The 23,273-nt window shown below is 46.6% G+C and carries 21 protein-coding genes; 8 read left to right on the forward strand and 13 right to left on the reverse strand.

Annotation, left to right across the window (positions count from 1 at the left end; all coding sequences use genetic code 11):
• Positions 1–3 precede the first annotated feature (3 nt).
• Together GF401_05695 and GF401_05700 are read right to left on the reverse strand one after the other, a co-directional pair.
• Positions 4–375, reverse strand: coding sequence for a response regulator (locus tag GF401_05695; GenBank protein MBD3344536.1), 372 nt, complete (start codon positions 373–375; stop codon positions 4–6).
• Complete coding sequence (locus GF401_05700; protein ID MBD3344537.1) at positions 372–2,960, reverse strand: LptF/LptG family permease; 2,589 nt, start codon at positions 2,958–2,960, stop codon at positions 372–374. Before GF401_05700 ends, GF401_05695 begins: the two co-directional genes overlap by 4 nt.
• 249 nt (positions 2,961–3,209) lie before the next feature.
• On the opposite strand from GF401_05700, the gene ybgF reads away from it, so the two are divergent.
• The 7 genes from ybgF to GF401_05735 all read left to right on the forward strand — a co-directional run bounded on the left by ybgF (position 3,210) and on the right by GF401_05735 (position 10,373).
• Complete coding sequence (gene ybgF / locus GF401_05705) at positions 3,210–3,986, forward strand: tol-pal system protein YbgF (GenBank protein ID MBD3344538.1); 777 nt, start codon at positions 3,210–3,212, stop codon at positions 3,984–3,986.
• A 140-nt stretch (positions 3,987–4,126) separates the two neighbouring features.
• Positions 4,127–4,927, forward strand: a complete 801-nt coding sequence (gene bamD, locus GF401_05710; protein MBD3344539.1) for an outer membrane protein assembly factor BamD — start codon at positions 4,127–4,129, stop codon at positions 4,925–4,927.
• A 4-nt stretch (positions 4,928–4,931) separates the two neighbouring features.
• Positions 4,932–5,513 (forward strand): nicotinate (nicotinamide) nucleotide adenylyltransferase, encoded by a 582-nt coding sequence (gene nadD / locus GF401_05715; GenBank protein MBD3344540.1) that lies wholly within the window; start codon positions 4,932–4,934, stop codon positions 5,511–5,513.
• An 11-nt stretch (positions 5,514–5,524) separates the two neighbouring features.
• Positions 5,525–5,731 (forward strand): hypothetical protein, encoded by a 207-nt coding sequence (locus tag GF401_05720; GenBank protein MBD3344541.1) that lies wholly within the window; start codon positions 5,525–5,527, stop codon positions 5,729–5,731.
• Positions 5,643–6,923, forward strand: coding sequence for an AmmeMemoRadiSam system radical SAM enzyme (gene amrS / locus GF401_05725; GenBank protein MBD3344542.1), 1,281 nt, complete (start codon positions 5,643–5,645; stop codon positions 6,921–6,923). The genes GF401_05720 and amrS (GF401_05725) overlap by 89 nt, the downstream gene beginning before the upstream one ends.
• Positions 6,924–6,943: 20 nt before the next feature.
• Complete coding sequence (gene amrB, locus GF401_05730) at positions 6,944–8,440, forward strand: AmmeMemoRadiSam system protein B (GenBank protein ID MBD3344543.1); 1,497 nt, start codon at positions 6,944–6,946, stop codon at positions 8,438–8,440.
• Complete coding sequence (locus GF401_05735) at positions 8,418–10,373, forward strand: hypothetical protein (GenBank protein ID MBD3344544.1); 1,956 nt, start codon at positions 8,418–8,420, stop codon at positions 10,371–10,373. Before amrB ends, GF401_05735 begins: the two co-directional genes overlap by 23 nt.
• Before the next feature lie 22 nt (positions 10,374–10,395).
• Here GF401_05735 and GF401_05740 read toward each other — a convergent pair whose 3' ends face one another.
• Positions 10,396–10,902 (reverse strand): hypothetical protein, encoded by a 507-nt coding sequence (locus tag GF401_05740; protein ID MBD3344545.1) that lies wholly within the window; start codon positions 10,900–10,902, stop codon positions 10,396–10,398.
• 12 nt (positions 10,903–10,914) lie between these two features.
• Positions 10,915–11,295, reverse strand: a complete 381-nt coding sequence (locus GF401_05745) for a hypothetical protein (GenBank protein MBD3344546.1) — start codon at positions 11,293–11,295, stop codon at positions 10,915–10,917.
• Between the two features lie 788 nt (positions 11,296–12,083).
• Here GF401_05745 and GF401_05750 point away from each other — a divergent pair.
• Positions 12,084–13,553 (forward strand): hypothetical protein, encoded by a 1,470-nt coding sequence (locus GF401_05750; GenBank protein ID MBD3344547.1) that lies wholly within the window; start codon positions 12,084–12,086, stop codon positions 13,551–13,553.
• 11 nt (positions 13,554–13,564) lie between these two features.
• Here the strand turns inward: GF401_05750 and amrS (GF401_05755) are convergent, their stop codons facing one another.
• The 9 genes from amrS (GF401_05755) to GF401_05795 form a co-directional block, all read right to left on the reverse strand.
• Positions 13,565–14,572, reverse strand: coding sequence for an AmmeMemoRadiSam system radical SAM enzyme (gene amrS, locus GF401_05755; protein ID MBD3344548.1), 1,008 nt, complete (start codon positions 14,570–14,572; stop codon positions 13,565–13,567).
• A 56-nt stretch (positions 14,573–14,628) separates the two neighbouring features.
• A complete protein-coding gene (locus GF401_05760) occupies positions 14,629–15,294 on the reverse strand; it encodes an endonuclease III (protein MBD3344549.1) in 666 nt (221 codons plus the stop codon).
• A gap of 36 nt (positions 15,295–15,330) precedes the next feature.
• Positions 15,331–16,539, reverse strand: coding sequence for a hypothetical protein (locus tag GF401_05765; GenBank protein MBD3344550.1), 1,209 nt, complete (start codon positions 16,537–16,539; stop codon positions 15,331–15,333).
• A gap of 225 nt (positions 16,540–16,764) precedes the next feature.
• Entirely contained in the window at positions 16,765–18,024 is a 1,260-nt protein-coding gene (locus tag GF401_05770; GenBank protein MBD3344551.1) for a SpoIIE family protein phosphatase, read from the reverse strand.
• Between the two features lie 23 nt (positions 18,025–18,047).
• The gene (gene tsaB / locus GF401_05775; GenBank protein ID MBD3344552.1) at positions 18,048–18,725 is read right to left on the reverse strand and encodes a tRNA (adenosine(37)-N6)-threonylcarbamoyltransferase complex dimerization subunit type 1 TsaB; all 678 of its coding nucleotides are present in this window, start codon (positions 18,723–18,725) and stop codon (positions 18,048–18,050) included.
• Positions 18,722–19,759: a hypothetical protein gene (locus GF401_05780; protein MBD3344553.1), complete on the reverse strand. Its 1,038-nt coding sequence runs from the start codon at positions 19,757–19,759 to the stop codon at positions 18,722–18,724. The genes tsaB and GF401_05780 overlap by 4 nt, the downstream gene beginning before the upstream one ends.
• Positions 19,759–21,084, reverse strand: coding sequence for a glycine--tRNA ligase (locus tag GF401_05785; GenBank protein ID MBD3344554.1), 1,326 nt, complete (start codon positions 21,082–21,084; stop codon positions 19,759–19,761). Before GF401_05785 ends, GF401_05780 begins: the two co-directional genes overlap by 1 nt.
• A 30-nt stretch (positions 21,085–21,114) precedes the next feature.
• Complete coding sequence (locus GF401_05790; GenBank protein MBD3344555.1) at positions 21,115–22,080, reverse strand: phosphoribosylaminoimidazolesuccinocarboxamide synthase; 966 nt, start codon at positions 22,078–22,080, stop codon at positions 21,115–21,117.
• A gap of 237 nt (positions 22,081–22,317) precedes the next feature.
• A complete protein-coding gene (locus GF401_05795; protein ID MBD3344556.1) occupies positions 22,318–23,259 on the reverse strand; it encodes a phosphotransferase in 942 nt (313 codons plus the stop codon).
• Between the last annotated feature and the right edge of the window lie 14 nt (positions 23,260–23,273).

The following is a 23,273-nucleotide window of genomic DNA, read 5'->3' on the forward strand; positions in this document are numbered from 1 at the left end:
TAGTTAATCCCCAAGAATAGACTGCACTGTTTTTATTATATCATCTTTGTCAAAAGGTTTTGGTATAACATCATTAAAGCCCAGAGTCATAAGACTTTTAACAGGATTTTTTTCGATAAATGACGTTAATGCGATGACTGGAATCGATCGGGTCTCCGTCCCTTTTTTCAGGCGATTTATAAATCGTATGCCGTCCATAACCGGCATCATGATATCGGTAATGATAAGGTCGGGCATATGTTCCTGTGCGCAGTTGAGCCCGTCAAAACCGTTCAAGGCTGTGATGACTTCATATTTTCTGAACAGAACCACTTCGATAAGATCGAGTGTATCGTGGTCGTCATCAACAACAAGGATTTTTTTCTTATTGCTCATGCATCGCTCTTTCTATACAGCAGAATGCCCAGGAGTAAAAAGATGGCATTTCCCAGCCAGGCGCCGGCTAAAGGAGGAAGCTGCCCGCTTTTACCAAAAGCCAGGGCAAAGCGCACAATTATCCAGTAGGAAAAAACGATCAGTAACCCTATACCGAAAAGGAGCGCTCCGCCGCCTTTACCAATTCGCGCAGTTACCGAAATTCCCAGCAGAATGACGATAAAATTCATGAAGGGGTAGGCAATTTTGAAATAGAGATCGGTATTGTATTTCAGTACCTTCTCACCCCGGCGTCTGGTCTTTTTAATATAATCTTTCAATTCCCAGTAGCTCATTTCTTCCGGAGTCTTGATTCGTACCACCATTTCTTCGGGAGTGGCATTCAGAATATTGTCCTGAAGGGTATCGAAGGTCATCATGGTTGATGAATCACCCTGAAATTTTCTGATTGTCCCGTTAATAAAAGACCAGGCATTGTTGTGATAAACGGATTTTTCGGCATGAATTCGTTGCGTAATCGAATTACCTTCAAATGTTTCTCTCCAGACATTTTTCGCTTTTTGTGGAAATGTTCTGAATTCCTGAAAACAGTAGATTGTGTTTTTATTGCCGAAATAGTAGAAATTTCTCCGAAAATCTCTCCGTCCGCGGTACACTTTACCCTCAGCGGCTTTTTCCTGCATTTTAATTTCTTCGAGAAGCTCCCGTCGTTTGACATTTGCTTCCGGAAGAACCAATTCACTGACATAGAAGTTTGCGCCAACAAGACAGAGCCCTAAAAACAGGAGAGGAAGGGTTACGCGGCGGATGCTTTTCCCTGCCGCTTTCATGGCAATCAGCTCACTGTTTTTGGCCAGTTTACCCATGGCGAACATGGAAGAGAGTAGCATGACAACCGGAAAAACGAGTTGTATGATCCAGGGCATGTAATACCAGTAGAAAAGAGCGGTCTGCTGAACCGGAACGCCTTCAAAACGTCGGGAATTCGAAACATAATCGACCACAACGAAAACCACCATAATTGCAGCAAAAACACCCACCATGTTCCCGACAAAAAGGCGGATTATATAATTGGGAAGGATGCCGATAACATAGCGAATGGCGATAAGCGGTAAAGAGATTATTTTCATGGGCAGACCCAGAACAAAGCGTACGGTTTTAAAAAAGACGTTTTGCTTTTCTCCGGCCTCGGTGAACTTATGCCACCACCGTAAAAGGGGTGTCCAGGAGATGAATGTCGTCTCGCGGACCATGCGGATGATCAGAAAGGCACCGCAGGCGCCCAGAAGGATATTTCCCGACCACATGGCGCTGAAAGGTGACACCACGAGGCGGTCGGCAAGGTTTTCTCCCTTTATCAAAAAGGCCCAATAGAGGATAAAAAAGAAAATGCTGTAACTTACGGCAACGGTCATTCCACCCCGCCGTGCCATAATGCCGAGGGGAGCACCGATAAGAACAAAGATAATGCAGGCAAACGGTATTGCGTATTTTTTATGAATTTCGACCAGATACTGGGCTATTCTTTTCTTTTCACTTTCTATACGGCGAATGATTCGTTCACTCTCGCGGACAGTACGGTTTTGCGCTACCATTGCATTGCCCCGGGCAGGGGTAAACTGCTTTGCCCAATGCTGAAATGACAGAAGGGAATCCGGGCTGGTGGTTTGTCGGCCGGATGGTGCCGGGTGGGCGGCCGACAGACTGTCAAAAAAAGCAACAACGGCAAGCGTGGAATCGATCATGCCCGAATGCTGCGCCAGATGGCCTTTCTTTTTCTTGCGGTTCTGTTTAATATCGTTGAGCATCATCTGGGAGCTTTTTTCACGGTCCCCCCGGTATCTGCTGTCTGTTCTATGAAGGTCACTGTCGACATTATTGATAAACAGCACCTGTTTATCAAAATGGCCTACAAAATGCTGTTCCCTGTTGTCACTGCTTATACTGTGGGTCTCGCCGTGATAGAGTGTCAGACGCAAATAGGCGCCGTCGACGGTTTGTTTAACTTCTCCGGAGTCGGCGATGGTTGTTGAAGGATCTTCACCGGGAACATCGGAAAAAATCTTGATGCCTTCCAGCCTTCCGGTCCGGCCGTTGGCCTTCTTCACATAGATTGCGTAATTCTCGAAATCTTTAATTAATACTTTAGGTTCGATAAATGCAGCAGGTCGTTTCCGTGAAATATCCGACATCAGATTTGCCGTCCGATGGTTGGCGTCGGGAAGAATCAGATTGTTGAAAAAAATCAGGCATATACAGACAACCGATGCGGATACAATGACCGGGGCAATCAGATGATAGAGATTGAGTCCTGATGCTTTGATTGCCAGAATTTCGTTATCCGCCGACATTCTCCCAAAGGCCCAGAGCGTGGCACTGAGGATCGCCATAGGAATTGCCAGCGCAATAATCCATCCAAGATTAATAGCAAAAATTTCAAGAACAATGGCGGCATCAAGGCCCTGAGAAATAATCTTGTCAAGAATCTGAATCGCATACTGCATTATAAAGATAAAGACAAGAATTGCCAGGGAAAAAAAGAAGGGGAAGATATGTTCTTTAACGACGTGACGGTAGAGAATCATAGAGTTTTTGCGCTATCACAAGGCGTTGATGGGATCGCTGATGCTGGTTGTTAGAGAAGCGATTCCCTCACTAAAATAACACCTTTCATAAAAGGCTTCAAGAAAAGGGCTGGAAATGTCGATAAATCAATATGTAAACAACGCTTGCCCCCCCTGGGGTACCAATGATATACTTAGATAGAATTCATACTATTAATCATTATATAATAATAAATAAAATACTTTAAATGAAATGTTTCGGGGAACGTTATGAATAGCAGGCTTCGCCTTTTCAGCATACTTCAAGTTCCGGTCCTGGTTGCACTTACAGGATGTGCCGGTTCGGCCAAAAATGTGCAAAATGAGATGCTGCTGCCTGAAATTGATGTAGTTCAGGTAAAAGAAAATTCTGATGAAGCGCTTCGTCTTGCTCAGGAAGCGCAGCTTGATGTTGAGGTGGTAAATACCAAATTGACCGAGATCGATAATAAACTGGTACTGCTCAATGAAGAAATTTCCAGTGTTTCCATAGCGAAAATTGAAGAATTGGAGAATCGTCTTTCTCTTATTATTGAAGCAGTTAAAGACCTTCAGGCTCAAATTGATGCGTTGGAGGTGATGCCACGGGTAAAAAGTACCCGAAAACCCAAAGGACCCGCCACTTTTTCAGTTTCATCGCCCGAATATGCTGCCTATCAGAATGCCCTGCATACATTCAATGCACGGAAATATAAAGAAGCGCGGGTGCTTTTTTCAGAGGTGCTTAAGCAATATCCAAGGGGCAAATATGCCGACAACTGTCAGTACTGGATAGGCGAGTGCTACTATGCTCTCGGCGATTATGCCCAGGCCATCGCTTCATTCAGCAAGGTTTTTGACCATTCCAACAGCTCCAAAGCCGATGATGCGCAGCATAAACTCGGCAAATGTTATCTTAAAATGGGCCAAAATGGTATGGCAAAAAGTGCCTGGAAAAAACTGATCGATCGCTATCCGGGTTCTGAATATGTCCCACGGGCACAGAAAAGCCTCGTCGAGCTGAATTAACTTTTATTTATTTACTCCTCTTTTTGCAAAAAAAGATCCCGAATACCATATCGGGCCCGGCATGCTGTATTTTATGGTTTCAGCAGTGGCGCCTGTTCTTTCAACTTCGACATCAAGCACTCGATAAACAATAATTGCATATGCATAATCGTTATTCAGATATGTACAAATTTATGCAGAAAAATACCAATCCGTTCTTTTTGCTTTTGCTCGGTATATTCATCATGATTCCCTGGGGCGGAGCCGAAGCAAAAAAGATAAAAGAAGCCTATAACTGCTCGGAGCGATTCGAGAAGGTAAAGAAGAAATTCGAAAAGGGCAAGTACGGTGATGTCAAAAACATCTGTGACGACATACGGTTGAATTGCCACGGTCATAATGTTATGGATTCGGTGATATATTATCTGGCAAAAGCTCAGATGCTCACCAAGAATCCCGATGAGGCCAAGGTCGAATTTCAACAGATTGTCCGGGATTACCCCAATTCTCCTTTTGCCGAGGAAGCACGTTTTCGTATCGGTCAGTGCAGCCTGCTTGATTCAAAGTCATTCGAACGCGATCAAGCCACTACCAAAGAGGCGATCAGGGAACTGCGTCGGTTTGTTATTTCTTATCCCCAAAGTCCCTTTGCCGACAGCGCGAAGGTGTATTATAGTCAGGCCATCGAGAAGCTTGCCAAAAAGGAATTTTCCAATGCCAGGTTTTACGAAAAGATTGATGAGTATGAAGCCGCAGTGGTGTATTACAAAGTACTTATTAATGAATTTCCCGAATCAAAATATGTTCCTGAAGCCAAATTGAATATGGTCGAAGATCTTATGAAAGTCAATCGGGAAACAGAAGCGCAGGCCATTCTCGAAGATCTTTTAAACAGCGAGATCGGTAATGAAATTCGCGGCAAGGCTGAAGCATTGAAGGAACGTTTGGGCAAATCCGGGTAATTGCATGACTCCATACGGCGTGTTGGGCGGCAGTTTTGATCCTGTACATAATGGACATCTGGCTATTGCCGACGCTGCAAAAGAACATTGTAATCTTTCAAAAATAATCCTTATTCCTGCAGGAAATCCCCCTCATAAAGCAACGTCGGTCAAAGCAGAGGCGCATCACAGGCTGGCCATGCTTGAATTGGCCACCGGGCAATCGAATTATCTGGAAATCTGCGATATTGAAATCATCCGCCCGGGCTTTTCGTACACTATAGATACGCTGCATTTTCTGAAAAATGAGCTGCCCGAACCGGAGATATATTTCATAATCGGCTCCGATAATCTGACCGAAATACCCTTCTGGCATAAATATAAAGAAATCATTTCTCAGGCGGTCCTCTGTGTCACGCACCGACCGGGTACTACGATGGAAATTCCCCGGGAACTCAGTGATGCAGCCATTGAGACGTTTCCATCGCCGGAACTCGATATCAGTTCATCGCAAATAAGAAAAAATATCTCCGAGGGACGTACCTATAACCATCTGGTTCCTCCCCCGGTTAAAACATATATCGATCAACATGGGCTTTATCGATAAGGGCCTGTATTATGCAGGAATCACCAGGTAATAAGAATTCCCAAAGAGAACGGCGACCATTTATCGGCATTCATTTTACGTGCTGTAATGCCTACAACAGGATTTACAAAAACAAAGAGGGAACAGCCTATGAGGGGAGTTGTCCCCGGTGTGGGAAACTGGTCCGGGTACCGATCGGTGAAGGCGGTACCGGTGAACGATTTTTTGTCGCCCATTAAATGGTTTGTAAATTTCTGTCTCTCCCCGTTCAAAAAATCATTTGCCGGTTGGACTTATGAATCGAAACATGCTCCGGTTTCATTAATTTATTTTTTTATTATGGCAACACGCAGAGAAGCTTTAAGAAATGGTCTTGGATTGGCCTGCGCCTTCACGGCGCCTTCGTGTATGGCCGGGAAATCCTCTGTCCCGCATATGGCGATGCATTGGCAGCCCTTCGGTGATATGGTACAATGTGAGCTGTGTCCCCATGAATGTACACTCGAAAATGGGAAAACCGGTATCTGCCGGGTAAGAAAGAATAAAAACGGCACACTGGTTACTCTCGGCTATGCTAATCCCTGTGCCGTGCATGTCGATCCTATAGAAAAAAAACCGCTTTACCATGTTCTGCCGGGAGCGCGGGCCTATTCGGTCGCTATTGCAGGATGTAATTTCCGATGCAAGAACTGTCAGAACTGGACTATTTCACAGCAGAGTCCGCTGGAGACACGGAATGAACATCTTCCTCCTCAGAAACTGGTCGAAGAAGCTGTTCGTCGTAAATGCACCGCAATTGCCTACACCTATTCGGAACCGGTCGTCTGGTACGAATGGATGTACGATTGTGCAAAACTTGCCCGTCAAGCCGGCCTTAAAAACCTCATGATCACTTGTGGATATGTCAATGAAGCACCGCTTCGTCAATTGGCGCAATACATGGACGCCGCGAATGTCGATCTGAAAAGCTTTGATGATTCGATTTACCGGAAACTCAATGCCGGACGGTTGCAGCCGATTCTCGACACACTGAAACTCGCGAAAAAACTCGGGATATGGGTCGAAATAACCAATTTAATCGTTCCGCAATGGACCGATGATCCCGCGATGATCGGAAAAATGTGCGATTGGATAACCGCAAATCTGGGTGATGACGTACCGCTCCATTTTTCCCGGTTCAGCCCGATGCATAAGCTGGCCCATCTCAGTCCCACACCGGTCGAGACGCTTATGAATGCAAAGGCTGTCGCCGGTAAAGAGGGATTGAAACATGTGTATGTCGGCAATGTGGCCGTTGATACCAATACCTATTGCCCATCATGTAAAAAAGCGGTCGTGGTACGGCAGGGATATCTGGTGAAAGACGTTTCGATCAAAAACGGCGCTTGCAGCGCCTGTGGCGCCGAAATAAGCGGCATCTGGACCATGTAACAGTAGTGTATTACCAGGGTATGTTTTGTAAAGAGGTTGGTATGGCCCGAGCGCATAAACTCCACTCTGTTTATCTCAAACTTACAGGAGTACTGCTCATGAGTATGCTTAATTGTGAATCTTCACCTGCAGAAGAATCTGTTCGGAAAGCTGTTTTTGCCGGATCGTGGTATGAAGGCGATCCTCAGGCATTACGACACAGTATCGAAAATTATATTACCAGTCAAGCCGGAGTGCGGTCTTCGCCGCGGCTGCTTATCAGCCCCCATGCCGGGCACCCCTTTTCGGGACCGGTTGCGGGGAAGGGATATGGCACCATGAACAGAGACATAAAAACCGTCATCCTCCTCGGACCGTCACACCGGGTAATGGTGCAAGGCGTCTCTATTCCCGATGTCGATTACTACGAAACGCCTCTGGGGAAAATACCACTGGATAAAAATATTATTTCGGAACTCCGGAAACACCCAATGGTAGGATCGAACACGCGCGCCCATTCTCAGGAGCATTGCCTGGAAATTCAACTCCCCTTCCTCCAGACCGCTATTGATTCCTTTACCCTTGTGCCCATGCTGATGAGCAATGTGGATCCGGAAGCGATCGCCGGATATATCAGGCCCTATGTCGATGAAACAACACTGGTTGTGGCTTCGTCGGACTTCGCCCATGTCAATAGTGCAGATCAATGCAAAAAGCTGGATAAGCGGTCGATCGAAACAATTATGGATCAGGATCCGAACGGCTTTATTGAGGCCTGCGGTGAAACGCCGATACGGGTGCTGCTCTATCTCTCAAAGCACCTTGGTTTGAAACCGATAGTGCTTGATGCCCGCAATTCGCAGGAGATTGTCAATGCTCCGGAAAGCGGGTATACCGTCGGATATGCTTCAATCGTCTTTGTAAAAAAGGATGAAAACGGTGGAACGTCCGAAGACAAAGAAAAAAGAGAAAATGAGTCTATCGTTAAAGAGCTGGATGGCGGTGATAAAGCATTTCTGCTCAATCTGGCCCGGAGAGCATTTGAAGCCGCAGTTAAGGGTGCGCCGCCCCCCGAGCCGTCCGATATTCCCGACGTAGCGAAGCAGGATGTTGGTTGCTTTGTAACCCTCCATAAGCATGGCGAACTTCGTGGCTGTATCGGTTATATTGAAGGCATTAAACCGTTGTATGAGGCAATAATTGACAATGCAAAAAATGCCGCACTGAGGGACCATCGCTTTCGACCGGTCCGCCCGGAGGAGCTCGACGAAATCAAGGTAGAAGTTTCTGTATTGACAAGGCCGGACCCTGTGTCCTACAATGATCCAAGTGAGCTCCTTAATAAAATCGTCGCCGGCAAGGATGGCATAATACTGAACAAGGGGGGGCATCAGTCAACCTACCTTCCTCAGGTATGGGAGCAGATCCCGGATAAAAAGACCTTCCTTGAATATCTTTCCCGCAAAGCCGGCATGCCGTCGGATGGATGGAAAACGGCGGAGGTAAAGCGGTATCGTGCGATTCATTTTGAGGAATAGCGCTCATCCCCACTCTTTTATTTTTGTTACCGGCTTCTGCAGTATCGGAGTTCAGTGCCTTTTTATACGGGAGGCACTGGCCGTATTTTACGGCAATGAGCTGATCCTCGGTCTGGTGCTTTCGACCTGGCTTCTCTGTTCAGGTATCGGCAGTTTTATCGGCGCCAAATCGCCAAAATGGGATACCTGGGGTGTCGTGACTGTTTATGTCTGGGCTGCTGTTGGCGGTATTCTCCTGCTGCGCGCCGGAAGGCTTCTTTTCTCGCCGGGAGAAATTATTTCACCCCTTGCTTCACTGGGTATTCTCTCCGTAAGTCAGGGGCCATTTGCCTTTGTTAATGGTTATGTTTTCGGCCGCCTTTCGCAGGCCCGGCATACCGCACCGCATCTTTATCGATACGAAAACATGGGCAACATCGCCGGCTCGTTGATCGTTTTTCTGGGGGTTGTCCTTTTCTGGAAAAATGCCCTGATCCTTATCGCACTTCTTGTTCCGGTTTTATGGCTCTGCAAAAAGAAACCGTGGCTGTTTGCAATCATTGGCGGCGCCTTTGTTTGTATTGCCCTGTTTGATAGTATATCACAGGAATGGAAATATGATGTCCCCGTTACGAGGATATCCTGCGGCAGGGAGGGCGAGGTTGTCCTTACCGAGCAGCACGGCGATACTGCATGGCTGCTCAACAATACACTGTACCGCTCTTCTGCCGATGACGCCTTTATCGAGCAGGCAGTGCATATTCCCATGGCGCAGAGGGAGCACGCTCGCCGGGTGCTGGTTATTTTCGATAAAGGGCATTATGATGAACTGAAGGCCTACAATCAAAGTGAGGTGGACATAATTGAAACCGAACGGCTCCTTGCACGTAAAGGAAGTATTGTTACTTCACCGGAATCTCATGCGGCCGGAGGAAAATATGATGTGATTCTTATGGCAGCGGGCATGCCGGAGACCATGGGGAGCAGCAGATTTTATACACAATCCTATTTTACCCGAATGAAATCGCTCCTCAGTGATTCCGGAGTCTTTTCGTTCAGCCTTTCCCTCAGCAGTAATTATCTTAACAGGCCGGAGCAGGAAATCGTGCACGTTCTTCACTCGACCCTGAATGAAGTATTTAATCGGGTCCTGATTTTTCCCGGTGAGGGATATACCTTTATGGCTTCGGACAGCGCTTTAAAGGCTCGTCCTGAGCTTATGGTCCAAACACAATTTGTGGGTCCTTATATTATGCCCGCGCTTTCGGATGAAAGAATCGAAAGTGCAAATACATTTTCCGGGAAAGCAACAATAAGCACCATCGACAAGCCTGTTGTTCTTATCGCAGGACTTCAACGGTGGATGAAACTGATCGAAGCTCCCGTATGGGGGCTTTTGATAATCCTCGCCCTGGTCATTATTGCTGGGGTCGCTTTCTTTCCCAAAAAAGGCGAAATGCTTTCCGTAGGATCGAGCGGGTTTACCGCCGGTATCTTTTCGGTGGCCCTTCTTTTGCTCTACCAGGCAGGATACGGAGCGCTCTACTCACGCATATCGCTGCTGCTCCTGGCACTTACCCTGGGATTTGCCCTGGGAAGTTATGTGCGGAAATTTCCCCATTCCGATGGAGTTATTGCGGTGTATGTGGTTGTATCGATGGCTCTGTTGACAAAGTGTACGGCCGCTCCGCAACTGCTCTTTTATCTTTTGCACGGGGGCATAGGATTTTTGTGCGGCGCCCAGTTTGTGACCCGGAAAAACAGTGAAACCGGTATACTCTATGCTGTTGATCTTTTCGGTGGCGTCATCGGTATGGTGTTGTCTTCTACTGTGCTGGTCCCCATGTTCGGGGTGATGAATGTTGCGCTTGGTCTGGGAGCGGTGAAACTGCTGGTGTGGGGAGCGAATACTCGTTCAATAAACCGGGGGCGTCTTTCCACGGGCATGATATGAACCATAACGTCGGGAAATTCAATTATAACAGAAATCCTGTTATGAGTCCGGCAATAAGACCTGTAACGATACTACCGATTATCATGCCTTTCTTTCGGTCTTTATCCAATATAACCCGATCTTCAATTTCTTCTTCCGAATAGTTTTCATCGCTGGAAATTTGTGACGCCTGCGTTGCTTGGTTGAATTTGAGAAAAGTTGCTGTAACTCGATAGCAGGAGCTTAAAAAGTCGGCCCTTTTCTCTTCAACAATATTTATGACATCCGCATTAACGGCACATCCTTCTTGCCGTAAAATCTTCAATGCATCACTCTCTTCACATTTTATCGAAAAGCCCGTATCACCAAGCTTGATCTTACCAACTACTTTTACTTCATTTTCCGAATAGTTATAATTTTTCTTAATAAGAATATCACAATCAGTAGATACTGGAGTATCGCTATTATAGCCAATTCTTTTAACCCTGTGCGTACAACCGGCAAGGCTACAAATCAATATCAATAGAAATAATAGAAAATTCAATTTCATAGTTATATCCTATTAGTTCAGTGATGAAATTACTATTGCTGCTATAAGTGTTCCTACAGCACCTCCGCCTAATGCACTTAAAACATTTCTACCTTTTGCTCTTCTGCCGTAGCCTTTAGCGAAACAGTCAATATCAATTTCCGGATCTTCAGGCAATGATTTCGGAGTCGGATTCGGGATAGCGGCAACACCTGTTATAACACCGGTTCCAATTAAACCAAGAAGCACACCTGAGCCTACACCGGCTACACCCCAGACAATACTGTTATGAGACCTTGCAGCTTCCACTTTGCCTTTTAATTTAGACTTTGTACAATCCGAAGCAAGTATTGTCACCGGATACATAATGATCAGAAACAACGCTATCGGTCTGATAAAAGTTTTTTGCAACAACGTGCCTCCTGTTGATTTAATTATGGAAAGAAAGATTGAAATTATTTAAAAAATGAGAACCATATATCACATATAGAGTAAAATTTATACGTTGATATTTACAAACTTCTCTAAAATAATGTATAGACATTTACATTGCAAAATATTTTTTGCAAATTTATTTAATGGTCTATTCGCGCTTGGTCTATGCAATGCCCTATAGTCCCAAGTCATGATGACAACTGTAACAATCACCTGTGCATGCCGACTATTGAAATCTACATAATTAACAGCATGGATAGAGCGCGTCATGCCGGACTTGTTTCGGCGTCAATGAGTCATTGAAAGACTGGATTCCGGCTTACGCCGGAATGACGGAAAAACAGGCAATTAATTAGGTAGGTCTCAATAATAACAAATTCCCCAAAAATCGATTTCACTTTCGGGATTGACTCAACGTTAGGTATAGTCGAGGTGTGTCAGGGGGTATTCGGGGTCTGTTGAAAAAATGTGCGGTAATCTTAACAGGGACAATACATATCTTTGCTAATCCGGGGTTTACATACGATTTAAACCGTATTTCGGTGACGTCCCGAGGTTGATTCCGGTAATCAGACTAAAGAATACCAACAGATTATTGTTCGAACCGCTTTTCATACTCTCAGCATGCCTGCGTTTTCGTGGTTTCTGCATAAGCAACCGAATAATCGTCATAGTGTCTGGTTTACAAGGAGAGGGGCGGGCATTGGCATGACGATTGCAATGCTTTTACTCAAACTGGTGTATATACTATCGACCGGGGCCGGCGCATGGCAGGTAAAGGCAACAATGAGCGTGTTTTTAATGAGCAGGTGAAAATGGTCTATTCGCTCATGCCGCTGGGCCTGATTGCATCTTTTGTTAACGGCACAATGGTGGCCGCCCTGCATGTATATATTGTTCCGCTGCCGGTTCTCGGAGCCTGGCTTATGCTTTTACTTTGTTTCACTTTGCTCCGGGGATTTCTTTTAATCCCGGCGAATCGGAGTATTTCCAATGGAAAGCATATCAGGTTCTGGGCACGGATCTTTATTTCCGGTATGCTGGTATCCGGTATTGTGTGGGGAAGCGCGGCATTTTTTCTTTTTTTTCATGAATCGCAGGCCCATCGTATTCTGATCGCCTATGTTCTCGGCGGCATGGCTGCTGGAGCTGCAGGAACGTTTTGTGTTATTCGAAAGGCATACCTGGCATTCACGATTCCTGCTCTGCTTCCCCAGATCATTTTGTTTTTTGCAGTAAACAGTACAGTCAATGTTTTAATGGGAGGCATGCTCCTTTTCTTCTGGATACTGATAAGCTTTACGGCGTTTACAAACAGGGCGACAACCCTGTCTTCTTACCGCTTGCGTTTTGAACGGGAAGATCTTATCGCATCATTGTCTACAGCCAGAGATCAGACCCAGCGAATTAATGAAGCATTAAAAAAAGAGATTGAGCAGCGACGGACTGCTGAAAATGAACTACGGGAAGCCCATGCCGGGCTGGAACAAAAAGTCCATGATCGGACTGTCGAGATGGAGACCGCAAACAGCCGGCTTGAACAGGCGAACAGGGAGCTTTCGGAATTTTCCCGTTCGGTATCCCATGATTTGCGGTCGCCACTGCATATGATTGAAACATTCAGCGATCTTCTCAATGATGAATACAGCAGATATCTCGATGAAGATGGCAAACTGTTTTTATCACGGATACGTATGTCTGTAAAGCGCATGGCTGAGCTTATCGAAGATCTTCTGCAGTTGTCCCGAATCAGCCAGAGTGAATTACACAAAGAGCAGGTTAATTTGAGTGATCTTGTTCATACTATCAACGCTAATTTACAGGCGAATAATCCCAACAGAAAGATTGAACTTGTTGTGCAAAGCGATGTTGTTGCGATATGTGATTCGCGGTTGATGCGAATTGCATTGGAAAACCTTCTGGGCAATGCATGGAAATACACAAGCAAAACCGATAAAGCCCGCATCGAGTTCGGCGTTACCAGGATGGAAGAGATGATTGTTTATTATGTGCGGGATAACGGCAAAGGGTTTGATATGGCTGCCGCTGATAAATTATTTGTGCCCTTCAAGCGACTGCATACCGATCCTGCTTTCCCCGGTACAGGAATCGGTCTGACCACGGTGATGCGTATCATTCAACGGCATGGCGGCACAATCTGGGCCGATTCGAAACCGGACAAAGGGGCAACATTTTACTTTACCCTGCCGGATAGTATGCAATTGCCTCGACAGTGAAGACGGCTTCTTTAAAGAATAATCCCCGTATCAACTCCGCACTTCGGACAACAAGCCCTTTTGTTCCCAGTGGCTGCCCCAAGCTTTTCGTGGATTTTAGTAAAATATCCGTTACGATCGATCAGAAGAGTGTTGCATGATGGGCACCTGGTGTTGGAGCAATCACCAGACTCCATATTGCCGATAAAAACATAATTGAGATACTCTTTTGCAATTTCCCATGCCGTCTTAACTGTTTCTTCGGGTGTGGCCGGATTGTTACTTTTATATCGTGGGAAATACCGGGACAGGTGAAGTGGCGTATCCTTGCCCAGATTTTGTGCAATATACCGGGCCAGTGCACTAAAATCTTTTTCGGTATCATTTTCGCCGGTAACGACCAGATTGGTAATTTCCAAATGTGCATGCTTTTTGACTTTTTCGCAACTTGCCAGAACGGGCTCAAGTTTTCCTTTGCAGAGATGGGTATAAAATTCCGGACGCATTGATTTGATATCGATATTCATGGCGTCGACAACATTCAAAAGCTCATCAAGCGGTTTCTGCTCCATGAAACCGTTGGTGACCATGACGTTTTTCAACCCCCGCGCCTTTATTTCAGCGCCGATATTCATGATTGTCTCGAACCAGATAAAGGGCTCTGAATAGGTGTAAGCGATACCCATGCTGCTGCTGGAACAGACTTTTTCGATTATCGCATCTTCAGGAAACTTCCGAACAGGAAGGGTATCCTGGGAAATCTCGAAATTCTGGCAGAACGAGCATTTGAGTGTACATCCATTTGGTCCGGTCGAGAAAATTGAAGAACCGGGATAAAAGTGATACAAGGGTTTCTTTTCGACAGGATCAACGGCCAGAGATACAGGCCTGCAGTAATTGAGTGAATAAAGAATACCGTCCCTGTTCTGCCGGGTCAGGCAGACACCTCGTTTGCCGTCGGTTAATAAGCAGTGATGGGGACAGAGTTCGCACCGAACCTTTTTATCGTCGAGTGGGGTAGAGTAGGATGCCTTTTTCATACAATCAATCTCAGATTTTGAATCGTTGTTTCGTTGTGGTTAGTTGCTTATTTTTCTTACTTTGTATATTTGGTTTTCACCCCTATCCTCTCGCAATACGTGTATATCGGACAAATATCGCACCGGGGATTTATCGGCCGGCACAGATGTTGTCCGAAAGAGACAAGATAGGAGTTAATGCCCAGCCAGAATTTTTTTGGAAGGATTTCTCTGAGTTTCATTTCGGTTTCAAAGGGGGTTTTTGTCTGCAGGTATCCCAGACGGTTAACGATCCGGTGCACATGAACATCAACGCATATCGCCGGTTTATTGAAACCGATAACCACCACAAGATTGGCGGTTTTTCGCCCTACGCCGGGAAGCTGAACGAGTTCTTCAACCGTATCCGGGACTTTGCCCCCGTAGAGTTCATTCAGCGCCCGGGGAAGTTTTTTTAAGTGGCGCGCCTTGTTCTTATAAAATCCAACCGGATAGATTAATTGCTCAAGCTTTCCAACCGGTATTTTTGCCAGATCTTCGGGCGTATGGACCACCGAAAAGAGTTTGTTTGATGCTGCGGTAGTGGTTTCATCCTTGGTACGGGCGCTGATAATGGTCGAAAGCAGCACTTTGAACGGATCCCGTGTCTGTGCCTGGACCAGATCGACCACCGGCATCCGGTGTTTTTTAAATTCCCTTTCCAGGATAGAGTATACCGCCTGAATATCCGTTTTCTTATTCATTCCCATTGTATTTTTGCCCACAGTGATGAGTTGACATTATTTGTCTTGTGCCGGAGGCTTTTTGCCGCGCAGGAACATGACACTGATTTCGAACCGGTGAGCTATCATGGAAAAATTATCCCCGGGCTTTGAAGTTGCCGCATAGATATCTCCTCTTTTCAATCGCGAATCGTCACCGTAAAACATTCCGGACCAGTGGCCGAGATAATAGATACCGATATTCATGCCGGTAGAGGGGGTAAAACTCCGTAAGGATGATATCCCGATTTTCCAGGACAACCCCAGACCGAAGGCGTCAAAGGATGAAAAGGGAGTGACAGCCCTGCTCTTTAAGTGAGAAAATAAGCCGTCAGGTAAACCTTCAGCTTTGGCAGAGGTCCCGGTTTGTATATAGGTTAAGGGTGCAACAGCAAATGCGGCATTGAATGTTGTCTGCTCTGTTTCATTGACCCTGAAATATTGTTCGGGTATTACAAAACTATACTGTGCTCCAAGAGAGAGCGACAAATAGGTAAGAGAGTGTTTGATATCGATACGATTGGAGAGTGAATCATCCTGCAATGAGGAGATAAGTGATTTTCTGATAAAAAAGAATGAGGATTCAAATCTGAGTCGACTGGTGGTATCGGTCAGTGTCGCAACAGAGAACATCAAGGGGAAATAAATATGATAGTTGCTCGGGCTTTCCTGAATTTCATAGGAGATATTTGTTGTGTCGGTATCGTGAGCGGAGGGAACAAACTGAGCCCGGGGAATTTCGGACTCCAGCCCGAAGTCGGCGAGATTCCGGGGCAGGCCCTTCTCCCACATGTCAAAGGCAGAGAAGCTTCCGAGGGTCCATCCGGCGCCAAAGGCCCAGTAGGGAGAGAAATAAAACTTATAACTGGTATCGATTCCTTCCCAGGCCGATTTTTCCCCTATCGTATCGGGTATTGTTTCAATCGTTTTTTCCAAAGAATCGACTTGAACCTCTCTTAATGATGTATCCGATGGTGATGATACCGAATCATGGGCTATCGAGGTGCTGTCGGTGCCCGGCTCCGTGGTATCAGGTTGTTCGACTGTCTGAATACTTTGGATGGAATCTGTTTTCGCAGGAGATAGATCGCCGATTATGGAGTCCTGGCCGGAGATTGTTGAATCGGCGGTCGCTGATAATGCGTTATCCGGCGAATCTGCAGGTGCGCCTGACGCAGCAAAAACACGGGAAAGCAAAAACAAAAAGATACAATATCTGAAATGCATGTTCATTGGTTATGAAAAATAACATTTGTCGAAGGAAGGCAGAAATCCGATACCTATTTCATTGCCCGTATAATTGCTCCGCCGAATGAAACGTGGCCTGGAAGGCCGTACCGGACTCCTTTCCACCATCCTGATCAAGCGGTTTGCGCTCAGAGCCATTATCGTAATCCATTTCACTCCTCCATTACTCCACTTCTTTGAGATGCAATCAGCATCTCCTCCGGCTTACTGCGTGAATTCGATGACTATCAAGGTATAATCATCCTCGTAGATATACTGGCATAATTGCTGCTCGATCCCTGGAATAACTTTAGGAAAGGGCAACTGATTGCATGAGAGAAGAATGTCCTGGAATTTTTTATATCCAAGCACACCTTTTTTATGTTCTTGCTGCTCTCCCATTACTTCATAGATACCATCAGTGAAAAGGTACAGGCGGTCGCCTTTCTGGAAATGGTAAGTGTTTTGCTCATATTCTGGATTATCGATAATGCCTAAAAAGGTTCCTGAAGCCGAAAGGATGTTGAGATCCTGCTGTTCGCTGATTACAACCGGTTTAGGATGCCCTGCCCGGGCGTAGGTTATGGAGTTGTCGGTAAGATCGATAACTCCCCAGAAACTAGTTACATAATGGCCGGTGTGGATATTATGCAGCAGATCTTTGTTCATACGATCAAACAGGCCACTTGCCGGCATCTCCTGTTTGGTATGATTATAAAGCACGATTTTTGAAATGGTACCGATAAACGACGACGCCAGGCCATGACCGGATGCATCGCCGATAAAAACGCCCAGTTTTGAGTCCGAAAAGGAGATAAAATCATAGAGGTCGCCGCCCACGCTTTCCACCGGATGGTAAGTTGCGGCAATTTTCAGACCGGGTATTTCGGGAATATGTCGGGGCATGATTCCGAGTTGTATTTGACGGGCCAGGTCGAGTTCTTCTCTGGTATGATCGTTAGCCTTTCTGAGTTTGTCGGTGGCCTGGGCAAGAACAGCATTTTGTTCCTCGAGATGGCCTTTCAGCCGTTCAAGCTCGGTAATATCACGGATATGCTCGACAACGGCATTGTCGGAGCCCTTTGTATCGTTAAATGGATAAAAAGTTATTGAAATGACGCCGTCGTTAGGATGAACCGGATGGGGTGAGCGTTCGGTAATTTGCTTGTTCTTATAGCCCAGCACCCGCTTCATTTTACAGTCAAGGCATGGTTCATTTCTTTTGCGAAGAACATGATAGCATTTCTGTCCAAGTGCCTGTTTAAAATTGTATCCCACCAGTGATGCGTATGATTTATTGACACGGATGAGCGTATAATCCTTATCGATTATTGAAAGTGGATCGTCGATTGAGTCGAACGTGGTCTGGAGATGAGTTTTGCTCTTCACAATAAGGTGCATCGGGTATCTTTTGTAAAAAATAAAGACACCGCCGCAAAATAAAAGAAGTATGATCCAGGGGAGAAAGAGAAGAAGGTTCTGCATAGGTGAAACCTTAAAAAGAATTGTTATGCTTCGGCATATGCCTTTGAAAGATAACGGGGTGTCAGCTCTTCGACCGATATCCAGCTCTCGTTGTCACATGACTGCATGCCCTTTCTGGCACAGGCCAGACCGCGTTGCACCGGATACTGGTCGATCGAATAGGCCTGCGGCCTTTCTTTTAAAAAATCGAACACACTGCTCTTAGTGTACCCTAATGTATCGGTGATAACAATATCCTCCTTCGATACAATGGATTGAAATTCCTTTGCAGGAGCACAGGCGTCCTCGGTTTTTCGTAGAATCCTGTGGCCGTTCGAATGGAAACGGGCCCAGAATATCGTATCTCGACGGGCATCGAAGGCGATAACAATGGGCTGGTGATGGATATTCGATCCGATGGCGACACTTTCAAGGGATGACACCGGCAATATTCGAACCGGGGGTTCCAGACAAAACCCTTTAACGAATGCAATACCGATACGGAGGCCGGTAAAAGAACCCGGACCGGTAGCAATGGCAATTGTATCGATATCGGCAGGCCCGATTTTAGCTGTTTTCAGGATAAATTCGATTCCTTCGGCAATAAGTTCTGCATGTGAATATCGTACATACCGCGAAAAACCCGCGATACACCGGCCGTTGTTTGCAAGGCCTATTCCCAGTTCGGTGGATGACGTATCGATTCCGAGTATCCAGTTCATGACCGTTTCCGCAGAGTTAAAGAGCGTTGTATGATGATATCCAGCAGTTCTGCATAAGAGCCGCCTTCGCAGGCAAATGATTTGGGTGCAAGCGAATTAGGCGTGAGCCCCGGAAGAGAATTTAATTCGAGAACAAAAAGTCCCTGATCGTTTGCTATCATATCGGTGCGGGATAGGCAGCTGCAACCGAGCAGGGTATGGGCCCGAAGCGCGGTTTTTTGCACTTCTTCGACAAGGCCCGCGGGTTGCGGGGCAGGAACGATTTCTTCACAGGCTTCATCGGTATACTTCGCCGCAAAATCGAAAAAAGCAGAGCTTACAGGCCTGATTTCCACCGGCTGAAGAGCCCGGGGATTTCCGTTGCTGTCTTCAAGTACGGGACACGACATCTCAATGCCCCTGATTTCCGATTCGACAAGAATATCATCCGCTTCCTTCCGGTATTCATCCAGCAGCGCCCTGAGACTCCCGATATCATCGGCTTTGTCCATTAATCTACTCGACCCCGACTGGGGACATTTGACAAAACAGGGAAAACCCCGTTCATCGGCAATAGATTCGGCAGTAGCGCCGGGATTTGATTTACCGTATATCGAAAAAGGAGGTGTCATAATCCCGTGCTGTTCAAAGAGGTGTTTCGTTGCTATTTTATTCATGGCTACTGCGCCGGCAAAGACACCGGAGCCGGTATAGGGGACATGTAAGGTGTCGAGATATCCCTGAAAAATGCCGTCTTCACCAAATGCTCCGTGAAGGGCTATAAACGCCATGTCGCAGTTTTTCCAGACCGGCGCGCAGGAATCGGGCAGATAGGGTCCCTCAAACATCTCGCTTTCCATAGGGGCGGAGAGTATCGCGATATCGGAGATATCAGTCCCTGCAGGGGCAATAAAAAATTCGGTTGCATGGGAAATGACCACGGCCCGGGGAACATATTTTGACTTGTCCAGACAACGATAGACCTCCCAACCGGTTGCAAGAGATACTTCATGCTCGGCCGAGGGGCCGCCCATGACAACATTGACATTAAGCATTATGCCCCCGCTTCTTTCATTTCTTTGCGGATCTTTTCCACAACCGAATCGGTGCCCACACGAAACTGGTCACGGGTATCCCGTTTACGAATCGTCACCGTGTCGTCTTCTATGGTCTGACTATCGACTGTCACGCAATAGGGGGTGCCGGCTTCGTCCTGACGGGCATAGCGGCGGCCGATGGAAAGATTGATATCCAGGAAGGTGGCGACACCGTTATCCAGAAATTCGTTGTAAATCTTTTCGGCCTTTTCGGGCATGCCGTCCCGTTTAACGAGCGGTAACACCGCCACTTTGATCGGCGCCAGGGAAGGATGTAACCGCAGGATGGTCCGCTTGTTTTTACCTTCACCTTCAACATCATAGGCGTCCACAAGGTAGGCGAGTGTGGCGCGGTCGGCGCCGGCCGCGGGTTCGATAACATAGGGAAAAATATGCTGCTTGGATTCTTCATCAAAATAAGCCAGACTTCTCCCGCTGAATTCCGAATGCCGTTTAAGATCGAAATCGGTACGATTGGCGATACCCTCAAGCTCATTCCATCCAAAGGGAAACTTGTATTCAACATCAACGCATGCTTTTGCATAGTGGGCAAGCTCATCCTTTTCGTGGTCCCGCAGACGAAGGTTCTCTTTTTTAATGCCGTTTCGAAGGTACCAGTCGAATCGTTCATTTTTCCAGTATTCGTACCATTGCTCATCGTTCTGAGGATAACAGAAAAATTCCATCTCCATCTGTTCGAATTCCCGCGTTCGATAGGTAAAATTGCCCGGGGTAATTTCGTTCCGGAAGCTTTTGCCTATCTGGGCGATACCGAAGGGAAGTTTCATTCTCGAGGCCTGTTGGACATTGAGAAAATTGACAAAAATACCCTGTGCGGTTTCTGGCCGAAGATAGACCGTGGCCGACTGATCTTCAACAGGGCCCATGAATGTTTTGAACATAAGATTGAATTTTCGCGATTCGGTAAGTTCGCCACCGCATTTCGGGCATTGGGAAGTGTCTTCGAGATGGTCGGCTCTGAACCGGGATTGACACTTCTTGCAGTCGACAAGCGGGTCGGTAAAGCCTTGAAGGTGTCCGGAGGCCTGCCATACTTTGGGATGCATAAGTATGGAGGCATCCTGACCTACAATGTCCCGCCGGGTGGTGACCATGGCTTTCCACCAGGATTCCTTAACGTTCCGTTTTAATTCGACGCCCAGAGGACCATAATCCCAGCAACTGTTGAGACCATCATATATTTCACTCGACTGGAATATGAATCCCCGTCGCTTACAGAGCGAGACAATGGTTGTCATTAAATCGTTTCTGCTGTCTGCCATTAATTACTCCTTATAGTCTGTATTCTTTAATTACGAAATACCCTGAAGATTCTTTTTCAGACGGTCTTCGATCGGTAATTGTTCGTCAATTTCAAAAGATTGACCGGTGATCATTTCATAGAGTTGAATATATCGTGATGACAATTCGATTACAAGGTCTTCCGGCGCTTGCGGTAATACGTTGTCTTCGTAGGGATTGCAGTGTTCTTTAAACCAGAGACGAAGGAATTCTTTATCGATATTTTCGGGCTCTTTGCCCTGCGAAAAGCGTTCCTCATAGGAACCGGCAATCCAGTACCGTGAAGAATCCGGGGTATGGATCTCATCGATAAGTACTATTTCGCCCTTTGTGTCCTTACCGAGTTCATACTTGGTATCCACCAGGATCAGGCCGTGCTCTGCGGCAATCTGTGAGCCTCGCTCGAAAAGGGCGAAGACAATCTCCGACAGGCGGTCCCAGGTTTTTTGATCAATAATATCGCGGGAAACGATCTCCTCCGCCGAAATAGATTCATCGTGGTCTTCGGCTTTGGTTGTGGGAGTAAGAATCGGTCTTTCGAATTTCTGGTTTTTCACCATGCCGTCGGGAAGAACATTGCCGCAGATATTTCGATTTCCGTTTGAATACTGGGTCCATGCCGAGGTGCTGGTAGAACCGGTAATATATCCCCGCATAACGAATTCGATAGGCAATACTTCACATTTTTTTCCGATTGTTACATTGGGGTCGGGGATATCGAGCACGTGGTTGGCCACGATGTCTTTTGTTGTGTCGAACCAGAAACCGCTTACCTGATTAAGCACCTGTCCTTTGAAAGGAATACTTGCCAGCACACGGTCGAATGCGCTCTGGCGGTCTGTTGTGATCAGCACCAGCTTGTCGCCAAGATCGTAGGCGTCCCGGACTTTCCCCTTGCGTCTGTTGGGCAAATCGAGGAATTCGGTTGTTTCCAGGCAGTTGTTTAAATTTTTCTTGATCGCTTCCTTTGGAATCATATAAAAGTCCTTTTAGTATATAGATTAATATTTTTATCAGAGCTTTAAAATAAACTTCTCCCGATAGAGATTCCACACCCGGAGCCGAGGTGCTCGTGTATAGAGAAAAAAATCCTTTGGAAGGGGCTGGGCGCCCCTTGAACCCAGCTATGAAAATGCTTCTCCTGAAAGCTCAACCCCCGGGCTTCGCCCACCCCCATACTTGGGGGGACAGCGCTGAGCCCCGAATTTTCCCTTTCACCTCATCTTTTCCACAATATCAAACACCTGTCGTTTATGCGCCCGTGCAGACTGGGGATCGTTATTTCTTCCGCTCCTGATAACGATATATTTCTGAATTTCATAGAGCAGATAAAAGGCATTTCGGATTTGGGCTTCGGGAGACTGATCGCGTTCTCTTCCATAGCCTTTCCAGAATGATGGCGTCGAGACGCCGCAGTAGTCCAATACGGCAAATTCTATCTCGGGATCGCCCCAGAGGGCCCGGTCCCAGTCGACAATGCCGGTGAGATTCCCCGTGTTTTCGACGAGTAAATTTTGCGCCCAGATATCCATATGTAAGAGGCTCGACTGGACCGGGCGATCAAAAAGGCCGTCATGAGTGGATAGAAGCGTTCGGAGTGTATCGGCTTCTTGTTCCGAGTAATACCCCACTGCAACAATATCATCGATCATCCGGTTCCACATTTCCTGAAATGCGTCATGCCAGGTTGGTTGCGGTTTCATGGGGTGATGGTCTCCGATATATCCATAGGTTTCGGCGGTCAGTGCATGGACCTGGGCAAGGCAGGCCCCCACCTGGTGCATCGTTCGCTCGCTCTTTACACCGGATGATTGCGAAAGCGGTGTTCCCGGAAGGCGGGACATGATAATGAAATCATTGGGTATAATCTGAAGCGTTTCATCAAAGGCGATAATTTCCGGTACGGGCACGGAGGTCTTTTCCCGCAGAAGCTTATGGATAGCGGGTTCCTGTTTCATCATCCGGCGTTCATAAAAAACAAACACAGAATCCCGCGGGGGTGCAATGCGCAAAACGTACCGGTCGGCTGAGAGTTCCACAAACCAGGAAGAGTTAAATTTGCCGGTGGTGATCGGGGACAATGACGCCTGTTTTGCAGAGGAACCTAAATGTCTGATTAAACATCCGGTTAATTGCTGATGTGAAAATCGGGGCATTAAAATAATCCCAA

The organism is Chitinivibrionales bacterium, from assembly GCA_014728215.1.
GTDB lineage: Bacteria > Fibrobacterota > Chitinivibrionia > Chitinivibrionales > WJKA01 > WJKA01.

What these genes read in the sequence shown, in the direction of transcription:
- GF401_05695 (MBD3344536.1), bottom strand. Translation starts at nt 375, where the DNA reads ATGAGCAATAAGAAAAAAATCCTTGTTGTTGATGACGACCACGATACA.
- GF401_05700 (MBD3344537.1), bottom strand. Translation starts at nt 2,960, where the DNA reads ATGATTCTCTACCGTCACGTCGTTAAAGAACATATCTTCCCCTTCTTT.
- ybgF (MBD3344538.1), top strand. Translation starts at nt 3,210, where the DNA reads ATGAATAGCAGGCTTCGCCTTTTCAGCATACTTCAAGTTCCGGTCCTG.
- bamD (MBD3344539.1), top strand. Translation starts at nt 4,127, where the DNA reads ATGCATAATCGTTATTCAGATATGTACAAATTTATGCAGAAAAATACC.
- nadD (MBD3344540.1), top strand. Translation starts at nt 4,932, where the DNA reads ATGACTCCATACGGCGTGTTGGGCGGCAGTTTTGATCCTGTACATAAT.
- GF401_05720 (MBD3344541.1), top strand. Translation starts at nt 5,525, where the DNA reads ATGCAGGAATCACCAGGTAATAAGAATTCCCAAAGAGAACGGCGACCA.
- amrS (MBD3344542.1), top strand. Translation starts at nt 5,643, where the DNA reads ATGAGGGGAGTTGTCCCCGGTGTGGGAAACTGGTCCGGGTACCGATCG.
- amrB (MBD3344543.1), top strand. Translation starts at nt 6,944, where the DNA reads ATGTTTTGTAAAGAGGTTGGTATGGCCCGAGCGCATAAACTCCACTCT.
- GF401_05740 (MBD3344545.1), bottom strand. Translation starts at nt 10,902, where the DNA reads ATGAAATTGAATTTTCTATTATTTCTATTGATATTGATTTGTAGCCTT.
- GF401_05750 (MBD3344547.1), top strand. Translation starts at nt 12,084, where the DNA reads ATGGCAGGTAAAGGCAACAATGAGCGTGTTTTTAATGAGCAGGTGAAA.
- amrS (MBD3344548.1), bottom strand. Translation starts at nt 14,572, where the DNA reads ATGAAAAAGGCATCCTACTCTACCCCACTCGACGATAAAAAGGTTCGG.
- GF401_05760 (MBD3344549.1), bottom strand. Translation starts at nt 15,294, where the DNA reads ATGAATAAGAAAACGGATATTCAGGCGGTATACTCTATCCTGGAAAGG.
- GF401_05765 (MBD3344550.1), bottom strand. Translation starts at nt 16,539, where the DNA reads ATGCATTTCAGATATTGTATCTTTTTGTTTTTGCTTTCCCGTGTTTTT.
- GF401_05770 (MBD3344551.1), bottom strand. Translation starts at nt 18,024, where the DNA reads ATGCAGAACCTTCTTCTCTTTCTCCCCTGGATCATACTTCTTTTATTT.
- tsaB (MBD3344552.1), bottom strand. Translation starts at nt 18,725, where the DNA reads ATGAACTGGATACTCGGAATCGATACGTCATCCACCGAACTGGGAATA.
- GF401_05780 (MBD3344553.1), bottom strand. Translation starts at nt 19,759, where the DNA reads ATGCTTAATGTCAATGTTGTCATGGGCGGCCCCTCGGCCGAGCATGAA.
- GF401_05785 (MBD3344554.1), bottom strand. Translation starts at nt 21,084, where the DNA reads ATGGCAGACAGCAGAAACGATTTAATGACAACCATTGTCTCGCTCTGT.
- GF401_05790 (MBD3344555.1), bottom strand. Translation starts at nt 22,080, where the DNA reads ATGATTCCAAAGGAAGCGATCAAGAAAAATTTAAACAACTGCCTGGAA.
- GF401_05795 (MBD3344556.1), bottom strand. Translation starts at nt 23,259, where the DNA reads ATGCCCCGATTTTCACATCAGCAATTAACCGGATGTTTAATCAGACAT.